General features: G+C 58.1%; 18 protein-coding genes and 1 pseudogene. 13 read left to right on the top strand and 6 right to left on the bottom strand.

The annotated features are described in order from the left end of the window. Positions 1–44 precede the first annotated feature (44 nt). The 3 genes and pseudogenes from EOS_RS12615 to EOS_RS47735 form a co-directional block, all read right to left on the bottom strand. Complete coding sequence (locus EOS_RS12615) at positions 45–1,172, bottom strand: J domain-containing protein (protein WP_047846988.1); 1,128 nt, start codon at positions 1,170–1,172, stop codon at positions 45–47. 719 nt (positions 1,173–1,891) lie between these two features. Then, the gene (locus EOS_RS12620) at positions 1,892–2,344 is read right to left on the bottom strand and encodes a hypothetical protein (protein WP_047846989.1); all 453 of its coding nucleotides are present in this window, start codon (positions 2,342–2,344) and stop codon (positions 1,892–1,894) included. 454 nt (positions 2,345–2,798) lie between these two features. Next, a pseudogene (locus EOS_RS47735) lies at positions 2,799–2,894 on the bottom strand (IS6 family transposase); the annotation flags it as partial. Between the two features lie 497 nt (positions 2,895–3,391). Here EOS_RS47735 and EOS_RS43500 point away from each other — a divergent pair. From EOS_RS43500 to EOS_RS12675, 11 genes are all read left to right on the top strand, one after another. Then, positions 3,392–4,378, top strand: a complete 987-nt coding sequence (locus EOS_RS43500) for a helix-turn-helix domain-containing protein (RefSeq protein ID WP_160312487.1) — start codon at positions 3,392–3,394, stop codon at positions 4,376–4,378. Positions 4,379–4,457: 79 nt separating this feature from the next. Continuing rightward, positions 4,458–5,057: a LysE family translocator gene (locus tag EOS_RS12630; RefSeq protein WP_160312488.1), complete on the top strand. Its 600-nt coding sequence runs from the start codon at positions 4,458–4,460 to the stop codon at positions 5,055–5,057. Positions 5,058–5,407: 350 nt separating this feature from the next. Then, a complete protein-coding gene (locus tag EOS_RS12635) occupies positions 5,408–6,112 on the top strand; it encodes an IS6 family transposase (protein WP_047846991.1) in 705 nt (234 codons plus the stop codon). Positions 6,113–6,289: 177 nt separating this feature from the next. Next, entirely contained in the window at positions 6,290–7,066 is a 777-nt protein-coding gene (locus EOS_RS12640) for an HpcH/HpaI aldolase family protein (RefSeq protein ID WP_047846992.1), read from the top strand. A gap of 22 nt (positions 7,067–7,088) precedes the next feature. Beyond that, complete coding sequence (locus tag EOS_RS12645) at positions 7,089–7,967, top strand: amidohydrolase family protein (protein WP_047846993.1); 879 nt, start codon at positions 7,089–7,091, stop codon at positions 7,965–7,967. A 15-nt stretch (positions 7,968–7,982) separates the two neighbouring features. Then, positions 7,983–9,134, top strand: a complete 1,152-nt coding sequence (locus tag EOS_RS12650; RefSeq protein ID WP_047846994.1) for a DUF5624 domain-containing protein — start codon at positions 7,983–7,985, stop codon at positions 9,132–9,134. 88 nt (positions 9,135–9,222) lie between these two features. Beyond that, on the top strand, positions 9,223–10,530 hold the full coding sequence (locus EOS_RS12655) for an MFS transporter (RefSeq protein WP_053063856.1): 1,308 nt from the start codon (positions 9,223–9,225) through the stop codon (positions 10,528–10,530). Then, complete coding sequence (locus tag EOS_RS12660; protein WP_047846995.1) at positions 10,517–11,623, top strand: hypothetical protein; 1,107 nt, start codon at positions 10,517–10,519, stop codon at positions 11,621–11,623. Before EOS_RS12655 ends, EOS_RS12660 begins: the two co-directional genes overlap by 14 nt. Positions 11,624–11,771: 148 nt before the next feature. Then, positions 11,772–12,878: a porin gene (locus EOS_RS12665; RefSeq protein ID WP_047846996.1), complete on the top strand. Its 1,107-nt coding sequence runs from the start codon at positions 11,772–11,774 to the stop codon at positions 12,876–12,878. Positions 12,879–12,946: 68 nt separating this feature from the next. Beyond that, positions 12,947–14,077, top strand: a complete 1,131-nt coding sequence (locus EOS_RS12670) for a hypothetical protein (protein ID WP_047846997.1) — start codon at positions 12,947–12,949, stop codon at positions 14,075–14,077. Between the two features lie 132 nt (positions 14,078–14,209). Continuing rightward, on the top strand, positions 14,210–15,016 hold the full coding sequence (locus EOS_RS12675) for a COG4705 family protein (protein ID WP_047846998.1): 807 nt from the start codon (positions 14,210–14,212) through the stop codon (positions 15,014–15,016). A gap of 68 nt (positions 15,017–15,084) precedes the next feature. Here the strand turns inward: EOS_RS12675 and EOS_RS49195 are convergent, their stop codons facing one another. The 3 genes from EOS_RS49195 to EOS_RS43515 all read right to left on the bottom strand — a co-directional run bounded on the left by EOS_RS49195 (position 15,085) and on the right by EOS_RS43515 (position 16,969). After that, positions 15,085–15,231, bottom strand: a complete 147-nt coding sequence (locus EOS_RS49195; RefSeq protein ID WP_235442793.1) for a hypothetical protein — start codon at positions 15,229–15,231, stop codon at positions 15,085–15,087. 221 nt (positions 15,232–15,452) lie between these two features. Continuing rightward, a complete protein-coding gene (locus tag EOS_RS49200) occupies positions 15,453–16,535 on the bottom strand; it encodes a type 2 periplasmic-binding domain-containing protein (RefSeq protein ID WP_152693113.1) in 1,083 nt (360 codons plus the stop codon). Continuing rightward, entirely contained in the window at positions 16,448–16,969 is a 522-nt protein-coding gene (locus EOS_RS43515; RefSeq protein WP_152693114.1) for a transporter substrate-binding domain-containing protein, read from the bottom strand. The genes EOS_RS49200 and EOS_RS43515 overlap by 88 nt, the downstream gene beginning before the upstream one ends. Before the next feature lie 410 nt (positions 16,970–17,379). Between EOS_RS43515 and EOS_RS12685 the strand changes: the two genes are divergently transcribed. Both EOS_RS12685 and EOS_RS12690 read left to right on the top strand, forming a co-directional pair. Continuing rightward, positions 17,380–17,700, top strand: coding sequence for a DUF4148 domain-containing protein (locus EOS_RS12685; protein ID WP_047846999.1), 321 nt, complete (start codon positions 17,380–17,382; stop codon positions 17,698–17,700). Positions 17,701–18,244: 544 nt separating this feature from the next. Then, positions 18,245–18,682, top strand: a complete 438-nt coding sequence (locus EOS_RS12690) for a PRC-barrel domain-containing protein (RefSeq protein WP_047847000.1) — start codon at positions 18,245–18,247, stop codon at positions 18,680–18,682. The last annotated feature ends 34 nt before the right edge of the window (positions 18,683–18,716 follow it).

Below are 18,716 nucleotides of genomic sequence, written 5' to 3' on the forward strand. Positions count from 1 at the left end.
TGTTTTCTCCACACTACGGAGGAACCATGAGGAGCGGCGCTGCCCTAGAACGGCATATCGTCGAAACGCGGCGTGGCTAATGACCGTTTCACGGACTTTAGCCAGCCCTTAAGTTGCTCGAGGTCGTCGAATACGTGCAGGTCATGTTCAAGGGCGTGGAGACTCTCCTGCAGCGAGAAGATATCAGCGGCAAGATTGCGCATGATGGTGCCGGGCGACACGTCGATGAAGGGCGGAATTCCGTAACTGTGCTTGAATCCGTTCTCGACATGCAGGATTTCGTGGTCGAGTTCACCGACCTGTTCCTTCAGAATCTTGTTGTAGTGTTTCAACCGGTCTTCGCCGATGTTGTTGATGGCGCTCTGGTCAATGTGTTCTAACTCTAACTGCAACTCAAGCAATTGCAACAGGCTATTTTTGCTATACGCCTGATTGGCCCTCTGCATCAGGGTGGTCTTCCGCTCACGTTCCTGCGGATCGGTCTCGCGGTCGGGATGCAAGGCACTGGCCAGTTTGCGATAGACCTCGCGGATGGATAAGCTCAGTTCGGCCTGCTCAACTTGTTCTCGTGCCTCTGCTGCGAGTTGCCTAGGCGTCTTTTTTCGTTGGGTGCGGCGCGCTTCCCGAGCCTCGTTTTCGAGTGCATCTTGTGCCTGCCGCTGTTCCATTTGCGCCTGCGCGCGCTGCAGCACATCCTCGGGCGAAATCATATCAACGTCATCGCCCAACTCGACCCCGAGCATAGCTTCGAGCGCTGATTTCATGTCGTCCAACTCGGCGGCGGCTTCACTGTCAAAGTCGGATTCGCTGTACCGGTTGTAAATCGTTTTAAGCTCCGGATCGTCGCTCTGCGCGACCAGCTCACCTGCAAGGTCGCTGATCAGGTCTGCGATCGTGCGTCGCTCGGATTTGGTCAGCCCCTTCTGACCGTACGCCTGGTCCAGCAGATACACGAGCTTGGTTCGCAAATCGCTGGAAATTTTCTCGAGGGGAGCAAACTCGCTTAGATATTTCCTATGGAAAGCAGGCATTGCCGCCTCCCAGGCACTCAGTCTGGCGCGCCGCTTTTCAATCTGCTTGATGAGCGTGTTGAACGCCTTTTGCCCTTTCGACAGATTAGACTTGTTATGGTCGGGAGCAATGCTGATGGACCTGAGATTTGTCCTGGTCATGGAATGATTTCCGCTGGTTGATGCGAGAGCGAGCACGCCGCTATTTTAGCCGAGGCCGCGTTGCACCGCACCGGCGCCCGCGTCGCGATAGCGAGCACGCCTACGTTGCCGATCGATGGTCGACTCTGGTCGTACACCCTTGTTCTATCGCCATCGAAGCATCTGAAACCGCCTGAAGCGCGGAAATCCAGTCACTCACAAGACACGACGTTGGCGGCACGGGCATTTCGCGCAATTTGCGCCATGCGTAATGCAGTGCGCCGGCATCGTCCCGGTTCATCGTTACCCTAGCAGTTCGGGTTGATTAGTGACAAATATGTTTGTCTTTTCCAACCCAATAAAATCAATAGGATGGCAACGCACCCAAGTACAGGAATGTTCGTCTGCGAGCTCGAAAGATCGGTTCCATGCGGGCTCGATGGGACAAATATGTTTGTCTTCGATGGTGCCAGGCAACCCTCGATCATGACGTGGTGAGCACGGAATTATCGATGAACCCCTGTTCCATCTGACAGGAAGCGAGAGAATAAAGCATCCCTACGCTGCCGAGTGCCGTCCACATCTCAAAGGCGGTTCGATTCAGTATTAGCCGGCTACCGGTAAAACGCATCAAAATCCAGGTTACCCGCATTTTGCGGTGGAACAATTTGTTCCACCGCAGCTCTATCGACCGAGTGCAACGCCTCCTAATGTGCTTCCGGCAGGCGATGCTCGCCGGCTTACTGGCAGGTCTTGCCGTGATCAGCGTGGTAGCCCTTGCCCTTGGCATCGGCCTCGGACATGTACGCACCGGCCTTGGTCTTGCCGTAGTACTTGTCGCCCGCGCAGTGGTAGACCTTGGTACTTGTGTTCACCCAGACCTTACCGGCTCCGCCGCCAGGGGCTTGCGCCATCGTGCCCGCCGGAGCTGACGCTTCATCAGGCGACACTTTTGCCGCGGGGGCAACGGTAGCCGACGCCGGGGCAACACCAGCAGTCGCCCCAGCATTCTTGTTGACGCCGTGGTGCCCACGACATGCGCCTTTCAAGGTCGTGCCGGAGTACGTCGTGCCGTCCTTACAAATGGCAGTGACGGTAGCAGGAGTAGCGGATGCGGGTGCGGCCGTCTGAGCAAAAGTTGTCGACGTCACAAACAACATGCCAAAAGCGACCATCAAAAATGACTTCTTCATGTTATCCCCAGATGATGCACGAGGGTACGTGCGTCTCGGGTTAACGCCGCGGCAGTCAAATCGATGACACGCCACGGGGAATCCCTATGTGTAGCGGCTTGTTGAAATCTGTCAAACCGCCATCCGACCACAGATCCGTTCGGTAGACGAGTGACCGGAACGGTAATCGATTCTTCTTCGCATATTTTCGAAGAACGGCAGCATCATTTCACCCGCTACGCACGCCGCTGCCGGCACCACGCGACCTCGGCGAAGACAAACATATTCGTTGTCAAGAACCTCGTTCATAGCCTTTACAGATGGTGTACAAGTGCACCTAGAATATCATGTAGCCCTAATAACGGCAGTTTGGGACAACGTTTCTTTAGGCATTCATCGCTTCGCCGTTAAACGCCGTTGATCGATCAAAAGATGCTCGCGAACGCCCATCTAATATCTGCCTCCGACATGTCTAGGCGACGTACCAACGTACGCATGTCAGCATTATGTCCAGCGGGTAATGCAGCCGTTTGAGCACCTTGCTCACAACTGCGTTCGGGGTCTTGATCATTCATTACATCGCTCGTCTCGGGACCGGCCACCATAGCAGATCGGCTTACTGCGACAGAACCGGGCTAACTACGTCGACAGCTGTGTACAGGGCAGGAAGTAACGAGAAGCTGGCGAAAGGCCAGTCGCATGAGACCTGGCACTAACTCTGCTTTTTGACGCTCGGCTGACGACTGCCATTGGATGACAAACCATTTATCCTGTCGGTTGTGCGGTGCAGCTAACAGACGCTCGCAGCCGATTCTTGACGCACCCCCAACTCTAGTTAAATCTATATTGCGGCGAGAGTGTCGGACCATTCCCACATTCCGGCACTCACGATCACCATCGAACGTGATGGAACTACGGCACTTATGTCTAATAGTACCGGTCCGGATATTTACAAATAGCGGGAATCTGTCGGGCAGCCCTGCAAAATCGGAGTGTTAATCTCGCCACTTATGGAAGAGGGCATTGACTATGCAACAGTCACCCCCGATGCGATGGTCAACTAGTGACGTGGCGCAAGCGCATGGCTTCGACTACTGGCGTGAGTCGATCTGTGCCGCGTTCGACCCGATGTCGCCGGAATTGGCCGTTGACCAGCGATCTTCGTTCTGCGGCGACATCACTGCCTGGAATATCGGCGAGGCCTGCTTGATGAAAATCCGCGCTTCGGGGCACGTCACCGGCCGCTCACCGCAGGACATCGCCCACGGCAGTCATGACTATGTCTTCCTCTATCGCCAAATGGCGGCGGCCTGGTTCGATCTCGGCGACGGGACAAGTTTCGTAACACACCCGGGAACGGTGGTGATCGGCCACGCCGATCGCGTTTTCAGCACAGGCGCAACCGCTGGACACGAGTTCCACCACTGCGTGTTGAAGCTACCACGTCGAATCTTCGAGCCGATGCTCCCACACTCGGACGACATCGTGACGACCGTTATCTCGGGTGGGCGAGGCATTGGGGCGCTACTAGCTTCCTACTTCGATGCATTTATTGATCACGCGCCCGATTTGCACCCAGATGAGGCGCGTATGGCATTGCATAGCCTCGCCAGTCTATCCGCATCTGCCTATGGCCGGCTTGCACCTGATTACGATTTACGAGACGCACTTCTACGCGCACGCCTGCAACAGGCGACGCAGGTGATTGAAAGATGCGTAGACCCTTCCGCCCTTTCGCCGGTCTTCGTTGCGCGGCATCTCGGCATATCGGTTCGGGCGCTGCATCGGCTATTCGAGCCGACTGGCCTGTCATTTTCCCACCGTGTCCAGCTCCATCGGCTTGATCTTGCGCGCAGACGCCTGGTCAGCCGTCTATGTCGAGAGCAGACAGTCTTGCAGATCGCGCTAGATTGTGGCTTCTCCAGCCTGGCGACGTTCTATCGTGCCTTCAGCGAGGCCTACGGTACCTCTCCGGCTGCATATCGCGCGGGGAGCCATGTCCCCTTTGCCCCGGACGTGGCACGCAATGAGAAGGATGACGGCGCCGAGCGATAAGACGCCTACGATGCACTGTGGCAACCTGAACGGATTGAGGGCCGTTAATTTGCGGCCACACTGCCGACAGGAACGCCTCGTGATTTCGTCCCTTCTCTCCGGCACGCTGCTCGGGCTCTCGGTCGCGGTCCCATTCGGCCCGGTCTCATTGGTGTGCGTGCAACGTACTCTGTTGAACGGTATTCGGCACGGCATTGCCAGCGGTGTCGGCGCCGCAACCGCTCACGGGCTGTTCTCCGGTGTGGCCATCGCCAGTGCAGGCTTTATTGCCTTAGCTCTGTCCCAATGGTATCCGGCAATTCGGTTCGTATCTGCCACGGTACTGGTTGTCCTTGGAATGCGGACTGTGGCTAAAGGACCAGGGAAACCGGAAGCCTCTCCGCAGTCAGGTCAGTCGGCAGCCTATGTCGCCGGATTGCTCCTGGCCCTGTCAAATCCAATGACAATTCTGCCCTACGCTGCCATCGCATCAACGAGTGTGATGGCAGCGAATGGTCAGGATGCGGACCCCACCTGGACGATCATCGGGGTCGTGCTCGGGGCCGCATCCTGGTACACGACATTGAGCGGCTCCGTGTGGCTCCTACGCGGCGGGTTATCGCAGCGGGTATTGTCTTGGCTGAATAGGCTAGCAGGAGCGGTACTGATCGGATTCGGAATTCTGGTCGGGCTAAGCTGATACGGCTTTGTCGCAACAATCGAAATCATCTCAGAAAATAGATATATTTAGGATTACTTATGAAACTAGTAAATATAACTATTTGATTTTCTCTGTTTGCCTATAAAACCCGCAGCCCTCGAAGCGCCTTTTGCGCTTCGAGGGCTGCGAAAGAGCATAGAAAAGTGGAGGGGTCGCCCCCGTTGCTGCGTCGACGAGGTAACCCGACTCAGATCGGACGTCGTGTTGGGTGATCCTTGCAAACAGCCGGGTTATTGAAGTCGCGCCGGGAGCGGCATGCAAAAAATGCGGTTCTGTCGCAGTGAGCCGATCTGCTATGGTGGCCGGTCCCGAGACGAGCGATGTAATGAATGATCAAGACCCCGAACACAGTTGTGAGCAAGGTGCTCAAACGGCTGCATTACCCGCTGGACATAATGCTGACATGCGTACGTTGGTACGTCGCCTACCCGTTGAGTCTGCGTCATCTGGAAGAAATGATGTCCGAGCGGGCAGTGTCGGTCGATCATTCGACGGTGCACCGGTGGGCTATCAAGTTGCTGCCTGCGCTCGGCAAGGCATTCGGACCGCGCAAGCAAGAGGTCGGTCGAAGTTGGCGAATGGATGAAACCTACATCAAGGTCAAGGGCGAATGGAAGTACTTGTATCGGGCCGTCGATAAGGCCGGGGACACGGTTGACTTCCTGTTCCGCGCCAAGCGGGATAAGGCCGCGGCCCGGTGCTATTTCGAAAGGGCGATCGCTGGAAACGGCGTACCGGAGACGGTGACGATCGACAAGAGCGGGGCGAATCTCGCAGGGCTAAATGCGATCAACGCTGATCGCGAAGTGCCGATCAAAATTCGACAATCGAAGTATCTGAACAACGTGGTGGAGCAGGACCATCGAGCGATCAAATGCATCGTACGACCAATACTAGGATTTAAGAGCTTTCGTTGCACCCGCATCATTTTAGGCGGTATCGAACTCATGCACATGATAGCGAAATGGCAGATGAAAAGTGACGGTGGACGGCTTCATTCAGTCCCCAAGCAGTTTTACGATCTTGTGAAATAAGCATTCCTATTCGTTCCGTCCAGACTTTTCCTGATTTCCTTACTGCGACAGAACCAAAATTCCAGATGGCGGATATTCATTGATTTATTCTGCAAATCAATAACCTTGATTTGCAGAATAAATCAAAACTGTTTCCCGGACGATACTGTCTTCCACCTACACAACGACGGAGACAGCATGAACGGTGCGGAACTGGTCGAACGCCTGCGAGCGCGACACAAGATCATTGCGCTGGGAATTCGCACCTCGCGCACGACGGATGCGGTCCGCTGGGCCAAAGCGGCCGGCTACGACACGATCTGGGTGGATATGGAACACAGTTCACTGCCGGTCGATACCGTGTCGCAACTGTGCTCATGTGCCGTAGATATCGGCCTGATGCCGTGGGTGCGCGTGCCGGAACACGATTACGGCACGATCAACCGCGTGCTGGATGGCGGTGCGCTCGGCATCATCGTGCCGCGTGTCGAGACCGCCGCCCAGGCGCGCGACGCGGTGATCGCCACGCGCTTTCCTCCGCTCGGCCAGCGTTCGCAACTGGCGACGCTGCCTTACGTCAACTTCGAGAAACTTTCCGCTCGCGAACTCAACCGTCGTCTGAACGACGCGACCGTGCTCAAGGTGCTGATCGAAAGCCGCACCGGCGTCGAAGCGGCCGATGCAATCGCGGCGGTCGAAGGTGTCGACGTACTCGCGCTCGGTTGCAACGATCTCTCGGCCGATCTGGGCCACGCCGGTGAATCGGCGCATCCCGAAGTCGTGGCCGCGTGCCGCAAGGTGATCGCGGCAGCGCAGCGGCACGGCAAGGTGGTGATCGTGGGCGGAATGCCAGAGTGCGAGGCGCTCAATGAATTGCGCCGCGAGGGCGCCGCGCCATTTGTCTTTGCCGGCATCGACAGCGATGTCTATCTGGCGGCGCTGCGCGAGCGTGTCGAGCAGGCACGTCAACTTTAATTCGAATTTTTACTTTCAGATCATGGCAGAAACCCCGCTGATTTCCACGCCGATGCGTGACTATGAAACCCTGTCGCGGCCGTCGTTCACGATGCCGCCGCTCGCTTGCGACGCGCACATGCACGTGTTCGGCCCCGAAGACAAATATCCGAAGGTCGAGCATCCTCATTACACGCTGCCCGATGGCAAGCTCTCTCACTATCTGCAGATGATGAACGTGCTGCAACTGAAGCGCTTCGTGATCGTGCAGCCGAGCTTTTACGGCACCGACAACCGTTGTCTGATCGACACGCTGCACGTGGCCGGTTCGATCGCGCGCGGTGTTGTGATGATCGAGGAGAACACGGACGCAGCGACGCTCGGCAGTTTCCATCAGTCTGGTGTTCGTGCGGTGCGCCTTGATCTGTTTGCGCGTTCCGGGCTGCCGACCGTTGAGATTCAGCAGTACATCACGCGGATGGCCCGCTTGTGTGCAAGCCTCGGCTGGCACGTGCAGTTCTATGCGCCGGGCTGGGTTGTGCGCAATCTGCTTCCGTTTCTCGCCGACGTGCAGACCGATTTCGTCATCGATCACATGGGCTACATGCTCGAAGAAGACGGCCTCACGCAAGTGGATTTCGACCGTCTCCTTAGCTTGCTGAAAGACGGCAACTGCTGGCTTAAACTCAGCGCGCCGTACAGGATCGCCAAACATCGCGGCTATGAAGCAGTGGCGCCGATGGCCGAAGCGATCATCAAGGCTGCGCCGCAGAAAGTGATCTGGGGTTCGGACTGGCCGCATATTCCCGATTCGACGCGCGACACCGGCGAATTGTTGAACCTGCTCGGCGCATGGACTGACGATGCAGCGGTTCACAAGATGATTCTGTCCGACAACCCCGCGCGTTTATTCGATTACTGAGGTAGACACAAGCTCATGGCCTATCAGCCCGACGCTGCCTTTGCCGGTTTGTTTCGCGCGTTCACCTCGGACCCGCAGAGCATCGGCGCGCATCTGACGCAGCAGATGGCGCTGCAAGCCGCCGACGCGCCGATGCTGGTCTCGACCGGCAGCGATATTGTGCTGTTCCCCGGCGGCGGACGTGCACCGTCGATCGAGAGCTTTCGTAAATCGACGCGTGGTTTCATTGAATTGACGGCGGTCTCGCATCTGCCTTTGGCCTTGGCCTATCTGGCGAGAATGCGCGAAGTGGCTCCGCACGACGAGACGTGGAGAAGCGATGCGGCGCGCTTGCGCCACCATGCTCAGGAAACGCGTGACGCTAACTCGGTTGCGTTATGGCGTGATCGCGTTGCAGTCGAGAGCTTTAGCGGCCACGAACGCAAGATCGCCAACCTCGTCGATTACACGTGCGGCGTCACGATCGAACTGCTTGCGCGAGCCGAAGAAGCTCCGGCGTTGTTGAACTTCGAGCGCCTGAACGCGCAATACTTCGCGGCATCACCGAGCAACGCGCTGCCCGTGCCGATGAACGACGTGATGTTCGCGACCTTCGGGCTCGCTTTCCTCGATATCGTTTATCGCATCGGCAACTGGTTGCGCGCGCAATCGCTCGACTGGCAGCGCGCGATGGTACTGGTCAGCGGCCGGTCGGGTCGGCCGACGGCGGGCGCCACGTGGGCGTCGAACAATATGTGCTTCCTCGTGTGGCGCGCGTCGGAATGCGTATTGCAGCCAGAGCGCATCCTCGTCGCGCCGCACGCGCCGTCGTTCTCGGTGGCCGAGCTTCCCGATGAGGCCGGTCTCGCGGAGCTCGAGCGCACGTATCGCGGCTTGTGGTTGAACACGCGTGCGAGCATCGACGTCGCGCGTTCGCTGTTTCCCGAGCAACGCGCCTACCACTTCGAACCGGCATTCACCGACGGCATGCCACCGATCTCATCGATCGACGATCGCGACGCCACTGCCGCACGGCTGCGCCGCATCATGGAGGACCCGGCGCAACTGCTGTCGAACTGCGTCGCCGATTACATCGTCGATCAGTTGTATAGCAACGGCAATCAGCCGCAAAACGTGGCGATTCCTGGTTTTACGAACGTGTCATATCCCGATGCCGTGAGCTTGTAACGGCGTCGTTGCTGGTTAGTTAAGAAGACCGATGTGTAAGGGCTCACGCGTCGGCTGAATCTAATACCCTTGATGGATGGAGACAGTCATGAATGCTTTCGGGTTGGGACAATCGGCCGGACCGCCGTCGAACCATGTGCTGCGGATCACGCTGGTGTGCTTTGCGGTGTCGATGATCGACGGTTTCGACACGCTGATGTTGTCGTTCGTCGCGCCTTTACTGGCGAAGTCGTTGCAGATCGATCACGCAACACTTGGCCGTGTGTTCGGCGCCGGATTTATCGGCACCGTACTCGGCTCGCTGATCGTCGGGCCGCTTGCCGATCGCTTCGGCCGCAGGCCGATGCTGGTGCTCGCGCTGTGCGTGACCGGCATTTTCACGCTCGGCTGTGCGTTCGCAACCTCGGCGACGATGCTGGCCGCGTTGCGCTTTCTCGGTGGCCTCGGCATGGGCGGCGCGATTCCGCCGGTGGCGGCGATCACCGCCGAGAGCAGCACGTCGCAACGCCGCTCGTCGATGGTGATTCTGATGTTCATCGGTTTTCCGCTTGGCGCGGTGGTGGGCGGGGCGATAACCGCGGCATTGATGATGCGCTTCGGCTGGCCGTTCGTGTTCCTGATGGGCGGCACGAGCGCACTCGCCGCGCTGATCCCGGTGCTGCTGGTGATCCCGAAACAGACGGTGTCGCGTGCCGAACACGCAGCGGCGCGGCAGCGCAGTGCGATGGGTGGAATGGTGTTGTTCGGCAACCTGTTCAGCGGCGGCAGGCTTGCCGCGACGCTGGCGCTGTGGTTCGGCGTGCTGTCGAGCATGATCCTGTCTGGCTTCCTCGTCAGCTTCATGCCGACGATCCTCAACATGAACGGCGTGGCGCCTGCGCGCGCCGCGCTTGGCGCGGTGGCGCTAAACATCGGCGCTATCGGCGGTGCGCTGGTGATTTCGATGGTGGTCGTCAAGCGCGGCCCCTTCGTGCCGGTGGCGATTTCGTTTCTGTGCGGCGCAGTGTTGACGGTCGCACTCGGTCACATCATCGGTGCAGGGAATGTGGCGTTTGCGATGCTGTTTGCAGTCGGCGCGTGTCTGGTCGGCGGGCAGTTGACGTTTCCGGCCATTGCCAGTTGGCTCTTTCCAGCCGACGTGCGCGCGGCCGGCATTGGTTGGGCGATGGCGATCGGGCGGACCGGTTCGATCATTGGGCCGCTGGTGGGCGGCATCCTGCTGTCGCAACATTTGCCGTTCGACACGCTGTTCATCGTGGCCGCGCTACTCGCGGTGGGCGGTGCGCTCGGCGTCGGCCTCGCGAACCTGTGGCGGCCGCGCGAAGAGAGTAAGCCGGTTGTCGCGACTGCGCCTTTTGTAACCACTGGTTCGGAGTTAGGCAATGGGAAACACTGAACGGAACGGACGTTTGCTCACAGCCTTGCAGCATTTGCCGACGAGCGGTGCGCGTGCCGTGGAGGTTTTCACGAACGACGAGGGCACCTTCCTCGGCGTGCCGCAGCTCGCACGCGATGTGGCCGGCGATGCGCCGTACATGAACGGCGGCGATAGCGACATCGAAGCGCTGATCTATCGCTGGCAGGACGACCGTTTTGTCGAACATGAAGCGTTATCGCTGCCAGGCGGCGAAGATCTCGAATACTTCGAAATCGGTACACGGCAGTTTCTCGCGGCAGCTGGCATTCGTACGGGCAAAGGTCCGTATGAACTCGATTGCGAATCGATCGTGTACGAACGGATCGACCGGAAATGGACACCATTGCAGCGCTTTGCCACTTTCGCCGCCAAACAATGGTTCGCGTTTTCGTTCGGCACGCGGCATTTTCTCGCGTTGGCGCAAGGGGTCACCATAGAAGGCGTCGAGCCGAAGAATCCATGCACGTCGCGCATTTTCGAGTGGGACGGCGAACGCTTCGTAGCGTTTCAGATGCTCAATGGACAGTGGGGCTACAACTTCGCGTTCGTCTCATTCAGTGGTGGACACTATCTTGCGTATGCCGATCATGTCAGCGGTTCGCCTATCTATCGCTGGAACGGCGAACGATTCGAAACGCTCCAGACATTCGCCGAAAACGGCGGACGCGCATTCAGTTTCTTCGAAGCGAACGGGACGCTGTGGATGCTTCACGCGAATCTGCTTCAGCACACCACGCTTTATCGCCTCGATGGTCAACAGTTCGCCGCCGTGCAGGTGTTGGGCGAAGCAGGCGGGCGCGAGCTTTGCCTGATCGACGGTGAAAACGGTCTTTATCTCGTGCGCGTGTGCTTTATCACCGGCACACCGAAAGCGCCGGTCGTTGTGCCGCAATCGCAGATATTTAAATGGCGCGACGAATGTTTCGAACTCATCGAAACATTCGCGACTTCCGCGGCCACCGACGCCAGCAGTTTCGTCGTCGACGGTCAGCGTTATCTGGCCGTCAGCAATAGCCTGAGCGAAGGAATTCGCTTTCGTATCGATTCAACGCTGTACCGCTTCGATGGTTAGCGGCTTTATCCAACGGCTTTATCCAACTCGCTTAACCAGTTCATGAACGCCCGGTGGCCCGCCGGGCATTCCCGCCAGGGAACAGATATCCCTCAAAACGAGGGAGGGCACCGTTTCGCCTTAAAAAAATAAATAGTGGAGACAATGAATGAACAAGCTCGCCCTGAGTGCAGCAACGTTGTGTGCGTTAATGAGCCACGCTGTCCACGCTCAAAGCAGCGTCACGCTGTACGGCAGAATCGATGAGGGCCTCACATTTGTTGACAATGAGGCCGGCGGTCACAACACGAAGCTAGACAGCGGTGTTCTTTACCCGAATATCTGGGGCGTGGCCGGTCACGAGGATCTGGGTGGCGGTAACACGGTGGTATTCAAGCTTGAAGGTCTATTCGATCTGAACAGCGGAAAAATGCTTCCCGCCAATACGGAATTCGCACACCAGGCTCTGATTGGCGTGGAGACAGATTACGGCAGGATCTCGCTTGGTTACCAGTACGACACGACTTTCGATTTTTTCAACCAGTTCAATGTGAGCGCGCTCGGCAGCGGCTATGCGGTCCATCAGGGGGACGTCGACCATACCAACAATGACCGGATGGCCAACTCCATCAAATACACAAGTCCTACCTATAAGGGGTTTCAGTTCGCCGCGATGTATGGCTTCAGCAATACGGCTGGAAGTTTTCATGACGGCAGCGCGTGGAGTGTGGGTGGGCAATATGCAAATGGCCCATTGACGATTGGCGCGGCGTACAGCTTCGTTGCAACGCCAACGCTAGACCCCTACGCACAGATCGGCGTGCACAGCTTCTTCGGCGTACCCACCGCGACGAAGACCGGCAGTACAACCACCAATCTTCAGCCGGAATTCACGATCCATTCGTTAGGCACATTCGGAATTGGTGCTTCGTATGCGATCGGAGATCTCACCCTTTACGGCAATTTCACCGACTCGACGCTGAAGTACCTAGGCGATACCGGTGTGATGCACGTCTATGAGGGTGGGGCGACGTATCAGGCTAACCCTTTTTTGCAGTTTGTCGTCGGCTATCAGCACACCGGTTTTCAGGGCCACAAATGGAATCAGGTGACAGCAGCGGCCAACTATGCGCTCTCCAAGAGGACGCAGATTTATCTCTCGTCGGATTACGTGAAAGCATCGGCCGGCGTCGATGCAGTTCTCGGCGAGGCCTTTGCGCCATCGTCGACAGGTCAGCAAGCCGACGTTCGCATCGGTATCGTCCACGCATTTTAATTGTGTCGATTGTCAGATTCACCCGTGATGAGTCTGGAAACCTTAACAACTGATGGAGAAGTCAACAAATGAAACGAGCATATGCCGGAATTGCGGTTGTAGGCGTTTTTGCGTTTGGTGCCTATGCATGGGGCGCCGAGGCGGCGGACAGTCTGCCGAAGTGGGCTGCCAACATCCCGATCAAAGTGGCTACACACTTCGCCTTCGATACGAGTGCGACGGCAGACGGGAAGTACTACCTTGCCGACGGATCGAATGTCGCACTGGATGTGTTCGACGCTAAAACCATGACGCTGCTCGCCCAGATTCCGGGGGATTTTGCCGGCGTTGGAAAGACCTTCGATACATCCTCGCCTGCGGGTGTGACGCCAGTCCCGGGTACCTCTCTGGTCTACGTGGGAGACGTCAATGCGGTCAAGCTTATCGACGTATCCGAAAAGAAGCTGGTTAAAACGATCGAAGTCAGCACCGCGGGTATCCGTGCCGACGAGGGTTGCCTCGACCCGGAGCACCACATCCTGATGTATTCGAGTGGCGGCGGAAAACCACCGTTTGCGACATTCATCGATACCCAGACTCAGGCTGTTGTTGGCAAGCTTTCGCTGCATGACTCCACCGGTCTCGAAGCGTGCGGCTACGACCCGAAGAACAAGAACTTCATGTTGAACAACGACGGCACTAAAGCCAATCCGAAGGGCGAGGTCGATGTCATTCCTGTTGAGTCCGTTCTTGCAGGAAAGCCCAGCGTTTCGAAGGTGTTCGGGCTGAAAAGATGCGGGACGCCGACTGGCCTGGCGATAGGACCTGGCAACGATGCGCTGATTGGATGCGATCCCGACGAGGGGAGCAAGCAGACGACCTTGATCATCGACCGCAGCGACGGCAAGACGCTTGCCGAATTGCCGTTCGGCGGTGCCGATCAGGTCGTCTATGACCCGGTGTCGAAACGCTACTTCCTTCCCGCCGGCCATCACTCAGCGGACGGTGTTTCTCAGGTAGGACGGAAAGACGCGAAATTCGATCCGGCACTGGGTGTTGTCGATGCCAACACGCGGCGCTTCCTTGGAAGTGTTCCGGCAGGGATCCACGCGCACTCGGTTGCCGTAGACGGCGCATTGCACCGTGTCTTCGTGCCGCACGCGGGTGGCGCATCCGCCGAGTTTGCCAGCCCCGGAGTATCGGTATTCGCCACGCAGTAAGCGCGTGCCCGGCAAAGACTGCCGCTTTCCCTTCAGGATGGTCACGGATTTCGATCCGCCTGAAGGGTTTGAACCGGCTACATGCCGTCCAGTTGCAATACGTACCAGGACATCAGTCAAAGGAACAAAGTGATGACCAGCATTCCAGAGTCAGATCAGCGTCGAGAAACCGATCTAACCAGTAAAGTCCCGCAGATCACCGTGATGTTCTGGATCGTCAAGATCCTCGCGACCACGGTGGGGGAGACAGGCGGCGACGCCCTTTCCATGACGTTGAAACTCGGCTACGCGATCAGCAGCATCATCCTTCTCGCATTTTTTTTCGTCACGCTGACTGCACAGATCTCGTCTAAACGGTACCACCCTTTCTTTTATTGGCTAGTGGTGGTCGCCACAACGACCGTCGGCACGACCACATCAGATTATCTGGACCGCACCGTTGGCCTCGGTTACGTGAAATCTTCCTTGATGCTGTTCTGCGGCGTTCTGCTGATCCTCTTCATCTGGCGCCGCGTCGCCGGCAGGGTCAAGTTCGAGAACATTGCTACCAGGAAGGAAGAAGTCTTCTACTGGCTCACGATTCTGGTCTCCAATACGCTCGGGACCGCACTAGGCGATTTCGTCGCGACCAGTGTCGGTCTGGGATTCGACGGCGGCGCGCTGGTGTTTGCCGGGCTGATCGCCGTGGTGGCCGTAGCGCACTTCTGGCTGAAGAAAGTGCCGCCCAGCGCACTTTTCTGGGCCGCATATATCCTCACGCGCCCCCTCGGAGCCACACTCGGCGACACGCTCACCAAACCTTATAGCGAAGGTGGGCTGGAGTTGGGCCGCATCGCGTCTTCTCTGACCATTGCAGCGTTCATGGTCGTGGGGATCATTCTGATGTCGAGAAGGAAGCAACGGCGTACCGCTTCATCCGGCCAAGTCTTGCTGGACTGAGTCGGCAGTCCGGATATCGCAAGCGTCCGGGGGCCCGCCGGGCATTCCCGCCATGGGTCAGAGATCCCTCAAAACAAGGGAGGGCAACGGATGTCGTCGATCGTGCCAAGCAGGTCGCGTGCTGCCTGATGCGCGGTGCCCAGCGCGCGTTCTGTCGATGCACGGTCACCGGGACTGCGCAATTCGGGTTCGAGAAGCCCAAGCACGGCGTTCATCGGCGTACGGATTTCGTGGCTCACGGCCGCGAGAAACGCCGACTTCGCGCGGTTCGCGGTTTCGGCTTTTTCCTTCGCTGCTGCGCATCGCGTGTTCGGCCGCGCGCCGGCGTGCGATCTGCGCTTGCAATGACACCGCCCAGCCAATCAATAGCACCAGCAGGGCCGCACCCAGCAGTGCGCCAAAGATTACTTGCGGACGCCCTCGTTCCCACTCGCTTTCAGGGTGTTCGACCAACGCCCAGCGGCGGCGGATGGCATCGAGTTCCGTCGGCCGTATATGTTCGATCGCGTGGTTCATGATCGCGAGCAGCATAGGCTGGTTGCGCGCAATGATAAAGCCATGCTGCACGGGTTGATCCGAGAACGCGCCCGTGATGACGAGCTTGTTGCGATACGGATTGCCGACCGCATAGTTGGCGAAGGTCATGTCGATGATGGCGGCATCCGCTTCGCCGTTGACCACGGCATCGAACTGCCCATTGATCCGCGACGTCTCGACGATGTGCACCAAGGGCATGCGCTCGCGCAACATGCTCATGAGCGCGTGATTGCGCCACAGCGCGACGCGTTTGCCCGCAAGCGCGGGCATCGCGAAGCGGCTCGGCACCCACCCGCGTCAGGATCACGAGCACGCCCTCGCCGTACGGTTTGCTCGGCGCAAACTGCGGCGGAATCTGCCCCGCACTCAGTCCATAAGCGATCAAGCTTGCGCGGCCATCGTCAAGCTCACCGGTGACGCGTTCTATTGAACCACGCAGGCGGCCTTCGAAGCTAAGGCCCGTCAATGCGCCGATAGCGGCGAGCATATCGATTGCCAGACCAGCAGGCTTTCCGCTTGAATCACGGAACGTCATGGGCGCGGCGTCTGCGTACATGGAGTAGTCGACAACCGCATGTGCCGCGATCCATCCCCGCTCCGCGTCGCTAAGCGTGAGCGGCCGTGTGAACGTCACTGCGGCGGCGGCCCATCGCGCACGCACTTCGAGCAGGAAGCGCGGTGGCAACGCGGCGAGCGCTGCGTCCACGCGTTGCCGTTGAGTATCTCCGGTGGTGGCGTTGACGGCGAAGGCAAAGCTGTAGCCAGCTTCATCAAATGGCGCAAAGCCCGAGATGGTGAGGTTCACCAGGTCCAGATGATCGACCGTATAACCCGCTGTGACCAGATCTCCGACAAACGCGTCCGCATCGCCCAGCGACACAGCCAGCAACGCGCTCAGCGTGTCGCGATAACCGACGGGGCGTAGTGCCGGATAGGCATGGCGTAGCCGTTGCGCTGACGTCTGTTGTTCGACGTAAGCCACGCGTCCTGTGCGCTGCCCCGCCCCGCAACGCGCCGTTCAACGAAGACTTGTTTGGTCGCAACATAGGGGCGGCTATAGCGCAGTGCGGGACCGGCGTCGTTGCCGGTCCCGCTGGTCGCCGTATCGATCTGATGGTGACGCAGGGCGTCGATCATGGCGGCACGATCAGCAAAGGTCCGCCATTCGAGCGGCCATTGCAGCGCGCCGGCAACACGTTGCGCAAAATCGGCCGAGACGCCGCGCACGACGATGCCGGATTCATCCGCATCCTTCATTTCTATTGGCGGCAACATGCCCGGCACCGCACCGACGATAAAAGGCTTAGGCGTGGCCGCATTGACTGCAATGGAAAGCGCGAACAGGCAGCCGAACAATAGTGCCTGACGCAACGCTCTGGCGCTTTGTATCGCGACGTGTGTCCTTAGCGAAGTCATTGGGTGATTGCCTGGCAGACGACGCTAAGCATGCCTTTTTTGATCGAGCGCCAGTGTCGCAAATACGCGTGGCGACGCCAATTGAATAACTTGAAACGATCGATCCGCCTAAATGACACAGTCACCCGGACCACGCGCGAGAAGAATGATGCGCGCGACTATTTCAAGTTAATGACAGCGCCACCGCTTAACCCGAAAGTTAACCAGAAAGTTAACCCGACCTTTAGCCGGCTAGCCGCACCGATCCAGTGCATCGATTATTGCGGGACACACAATACTATTTCGACTGATTCACGGGTAATGCAACAACCCTTACTTACCTACACTTCAATGCCGAGATTGTTCGGCATGACCTCATCCGGTCCCGCAGCAAACTCGACACGCATAGAAAACCCAGAGGAGATTCCATCATGTTCAAGTCACTGGTTCCCGCCATCGTGCTGGCTTCCGCGTTGGGTGCGCCGGCCTTCGCTTACGCGCAGGACGAAGGCACGATAAGCCGCCCGGCAGTCAAGGCCGATCTGATTCAGATGGAACAAGCCGGTTATAACGTCGAGGGCGATCACACGACCTACCCCGCGCAGGCCCAAGCCGCGGAGCAGCGTGTAGAGGCGACTAGGGGGATCACCGCGACGTCTTATGGCTCGCTGACAAATGGCTCCTATGCGACGGGCGCGCGTGCTCCGGTAGCGCAACCGGACGGAGCGCGTCCGGTGTACTTTGGGCAGTAAGCTCTCAACATATGCCGACGTCGCTTACATCTCCTCAAAAATTAACTCTTTAGTTAAATTCAGCTAAGGGATAAGGGCCGCTAAGCAGCGGCCCTTTTTGCATTCAACTGCGCAAGCAGCGAACCGCCGCTTTACAAATTCATTGGCTTAGCACGCACTTAGCCCGCACTTGGGCCTTATCTGACAGGAAATGAAATCACCGCTACCATTCAGCAAGGTTTGGTTCCGCAATCGATCGGCTTGCTAGAACATGACACATCGCTCAAGCGAGCCATCCGAACGCGATGGCATTCAACCTGACCGATCAAGCGCCGGGGTTCGTTTTCGGCGCACCCATGCTTTTTCGCTTTCCCCCGATATGTTTTGTGTCACTTGCATCAAGCCGTCCGTTTCGCGTAGTCGTGTAGCGCTCCACCCATGACCATCAGCCGGTAGCCGATGGTTTTTCCAGCGGTCGATGCAAGCGTGTCTCAGGCTCTCCCAACCCGCAGTCGCGCATGCGCGTTCCGTTTGTCTGTTTATTCACTCGCGCAAGAGGACACATATGAAGACGAAACTCATCGCCATGCTGCTCGCAGCGGCGCTCGCTCAAGTCGCCCTTCCTTCGCAAGCACAGGTTGCCGGCACTCAACCGCTTGGCATCAGCGTGGAGGAATCCACGGCCATTCTGGGTGGCTGGAGTATCAAGAAATCCATCCTGAACAAGCCGGTCGTCAATGAGAACGGCGCAAAAGTCGGCGTGATTCACGACATCATCGTGGCGCCCGACAAGTCGGTGTCGTTTGCAATCGTCGCGGCCAGCCAGTTCGCCGGTGTTTCGCATCACGACGTCGCCATTCCGATCGAACAACTGGATATAGTCGACGGCAAGATCGTGCTGGCGGGTGCGACGAAAGCAGCGATCAAGGCCCTGCCGGAGTTCGAATACGCGAAGATGCCCGCCACGCCAAAACCCCGCGCGGACTTCCCCGAGCATCATTGAGACTGAGTTGAAACCGGGCTGCGGCGTGATCCTG

Origin of the sequence: Caballeronia mineralivorans PML1(12) (assembly GCF_001028175.1) — a bacterium.
Classification (GTDB): domain Bacteria; phylum Pseudomonadota; class Gammaproteobacteria; order Burkholderiales; family Burkholderiaceae; genus Caballeronia; species Caballeronia mineralivorans.

Bases quoted from the DNA above. Each gene is read 5' to 3' on its own strand.
- EOS_RS12650 (WP_047846994.1), top strand. From the start codon at position 7,983: ATGGCCTATCAGCCCGACGCTGCCTTTGCCGGTTTGTTTCGCGCGTTC.
- EOS_RS12620 (WP_047846989.1), bottom strand. From the start codon at position 2,344: ATGAAGAAGTCATTTTTGATGGTCGCTTTTGGCATGTTGTTTGTGACG.
- EOS_RS12640 (WP_047846992.1), top strand. From the start codon at position 6,290: ATGAACGGTGCGGAACTGGTCGAACGCCTGCGAGCGCGACACAAGATC.
- EOS_RS12665 (WP_047846996.1), top strand. From the start codon at position 11,772: ATGAACAAGCTCGCCCTGAGTGCAGCAACGTTGTGTGCGTTAATGAGC.
- EOS_RS49195 (WP_235442793.1), bottom strand. From the start codon at position 15,231: ATGAACGCCGTGCTTGGGCTTCTCGAACCCGAATTGCGCAGTCCCGGT.
- EOS_RS12635 (WP_047846991.1), top strand. From the start codon at position 5,408: ATGATCAAGACCCCGAACACAGTTGTGAGCAAGGTGCTCAAACGGCTG.
- EOS_RS12670 (WP_047846997.1), top strand. From the start codon at position 12,947: ATGAAACGAGCATATGCCGGAATTGCGGTTGTAGGCGTTTTTGCGTTT.
- EOS_RS12660 (WP_047846995.1), top strand. From the start codon at position 10,517: ATGGGAAACACTGAACGGAACGGACGTTTGCTCACAGCCTTGCAGCAT.
- EOS_RS12655 (WP_053063856.1), top strand. From the start codon at position 9,223: ATGAATGCTTTCGGGTTGGGACAATCGGCCGGACCGCCGTCGAACCAT.
- EOS_RS43515 (WP_152693114.1), bottom strand. From the start codon at position 16,969: ATGACTTCGCTAAGGACACACGTCGCGATACAAAGCGCCAGAGCGTTG.
- EOS_RS12675 (WP_047846998.1), top strand. From the start codon at position 14,210: ATGACCAGCATTCCAGAGTCAGATCAGCGTCGAGAAACCGATCTAACC.
- EOS_RS12685 (WP_047846999.1), top strand. From the start codon at position 17,380: ATGTTCAAGTCACTGGTTCCCGCCATCGTGCTGGCTTCCGCGTTGGGT.
- EOS_RS12645 (WP_047846993.1), top strand. From the start codon at position 7,089: ATGGCAGAAACCCCGCTGATTTCCACGCCGATGCGTGACTATGAAACC.
- EOS_RS12690 (WP_047847000.1), top strand. From the start codon at position 18,245: ATGAAGACGAAACTCATCGCCATGCTGCTCGCAGCGGCGCTCGCTCAA.
- EOS_RS12615 (WP_047846988.1), bottom strand. From the start codon at position 1,172: ATGACCAGGACAAATCTCAGGTCCATCAGCATTGCTCCCGACCATAAC.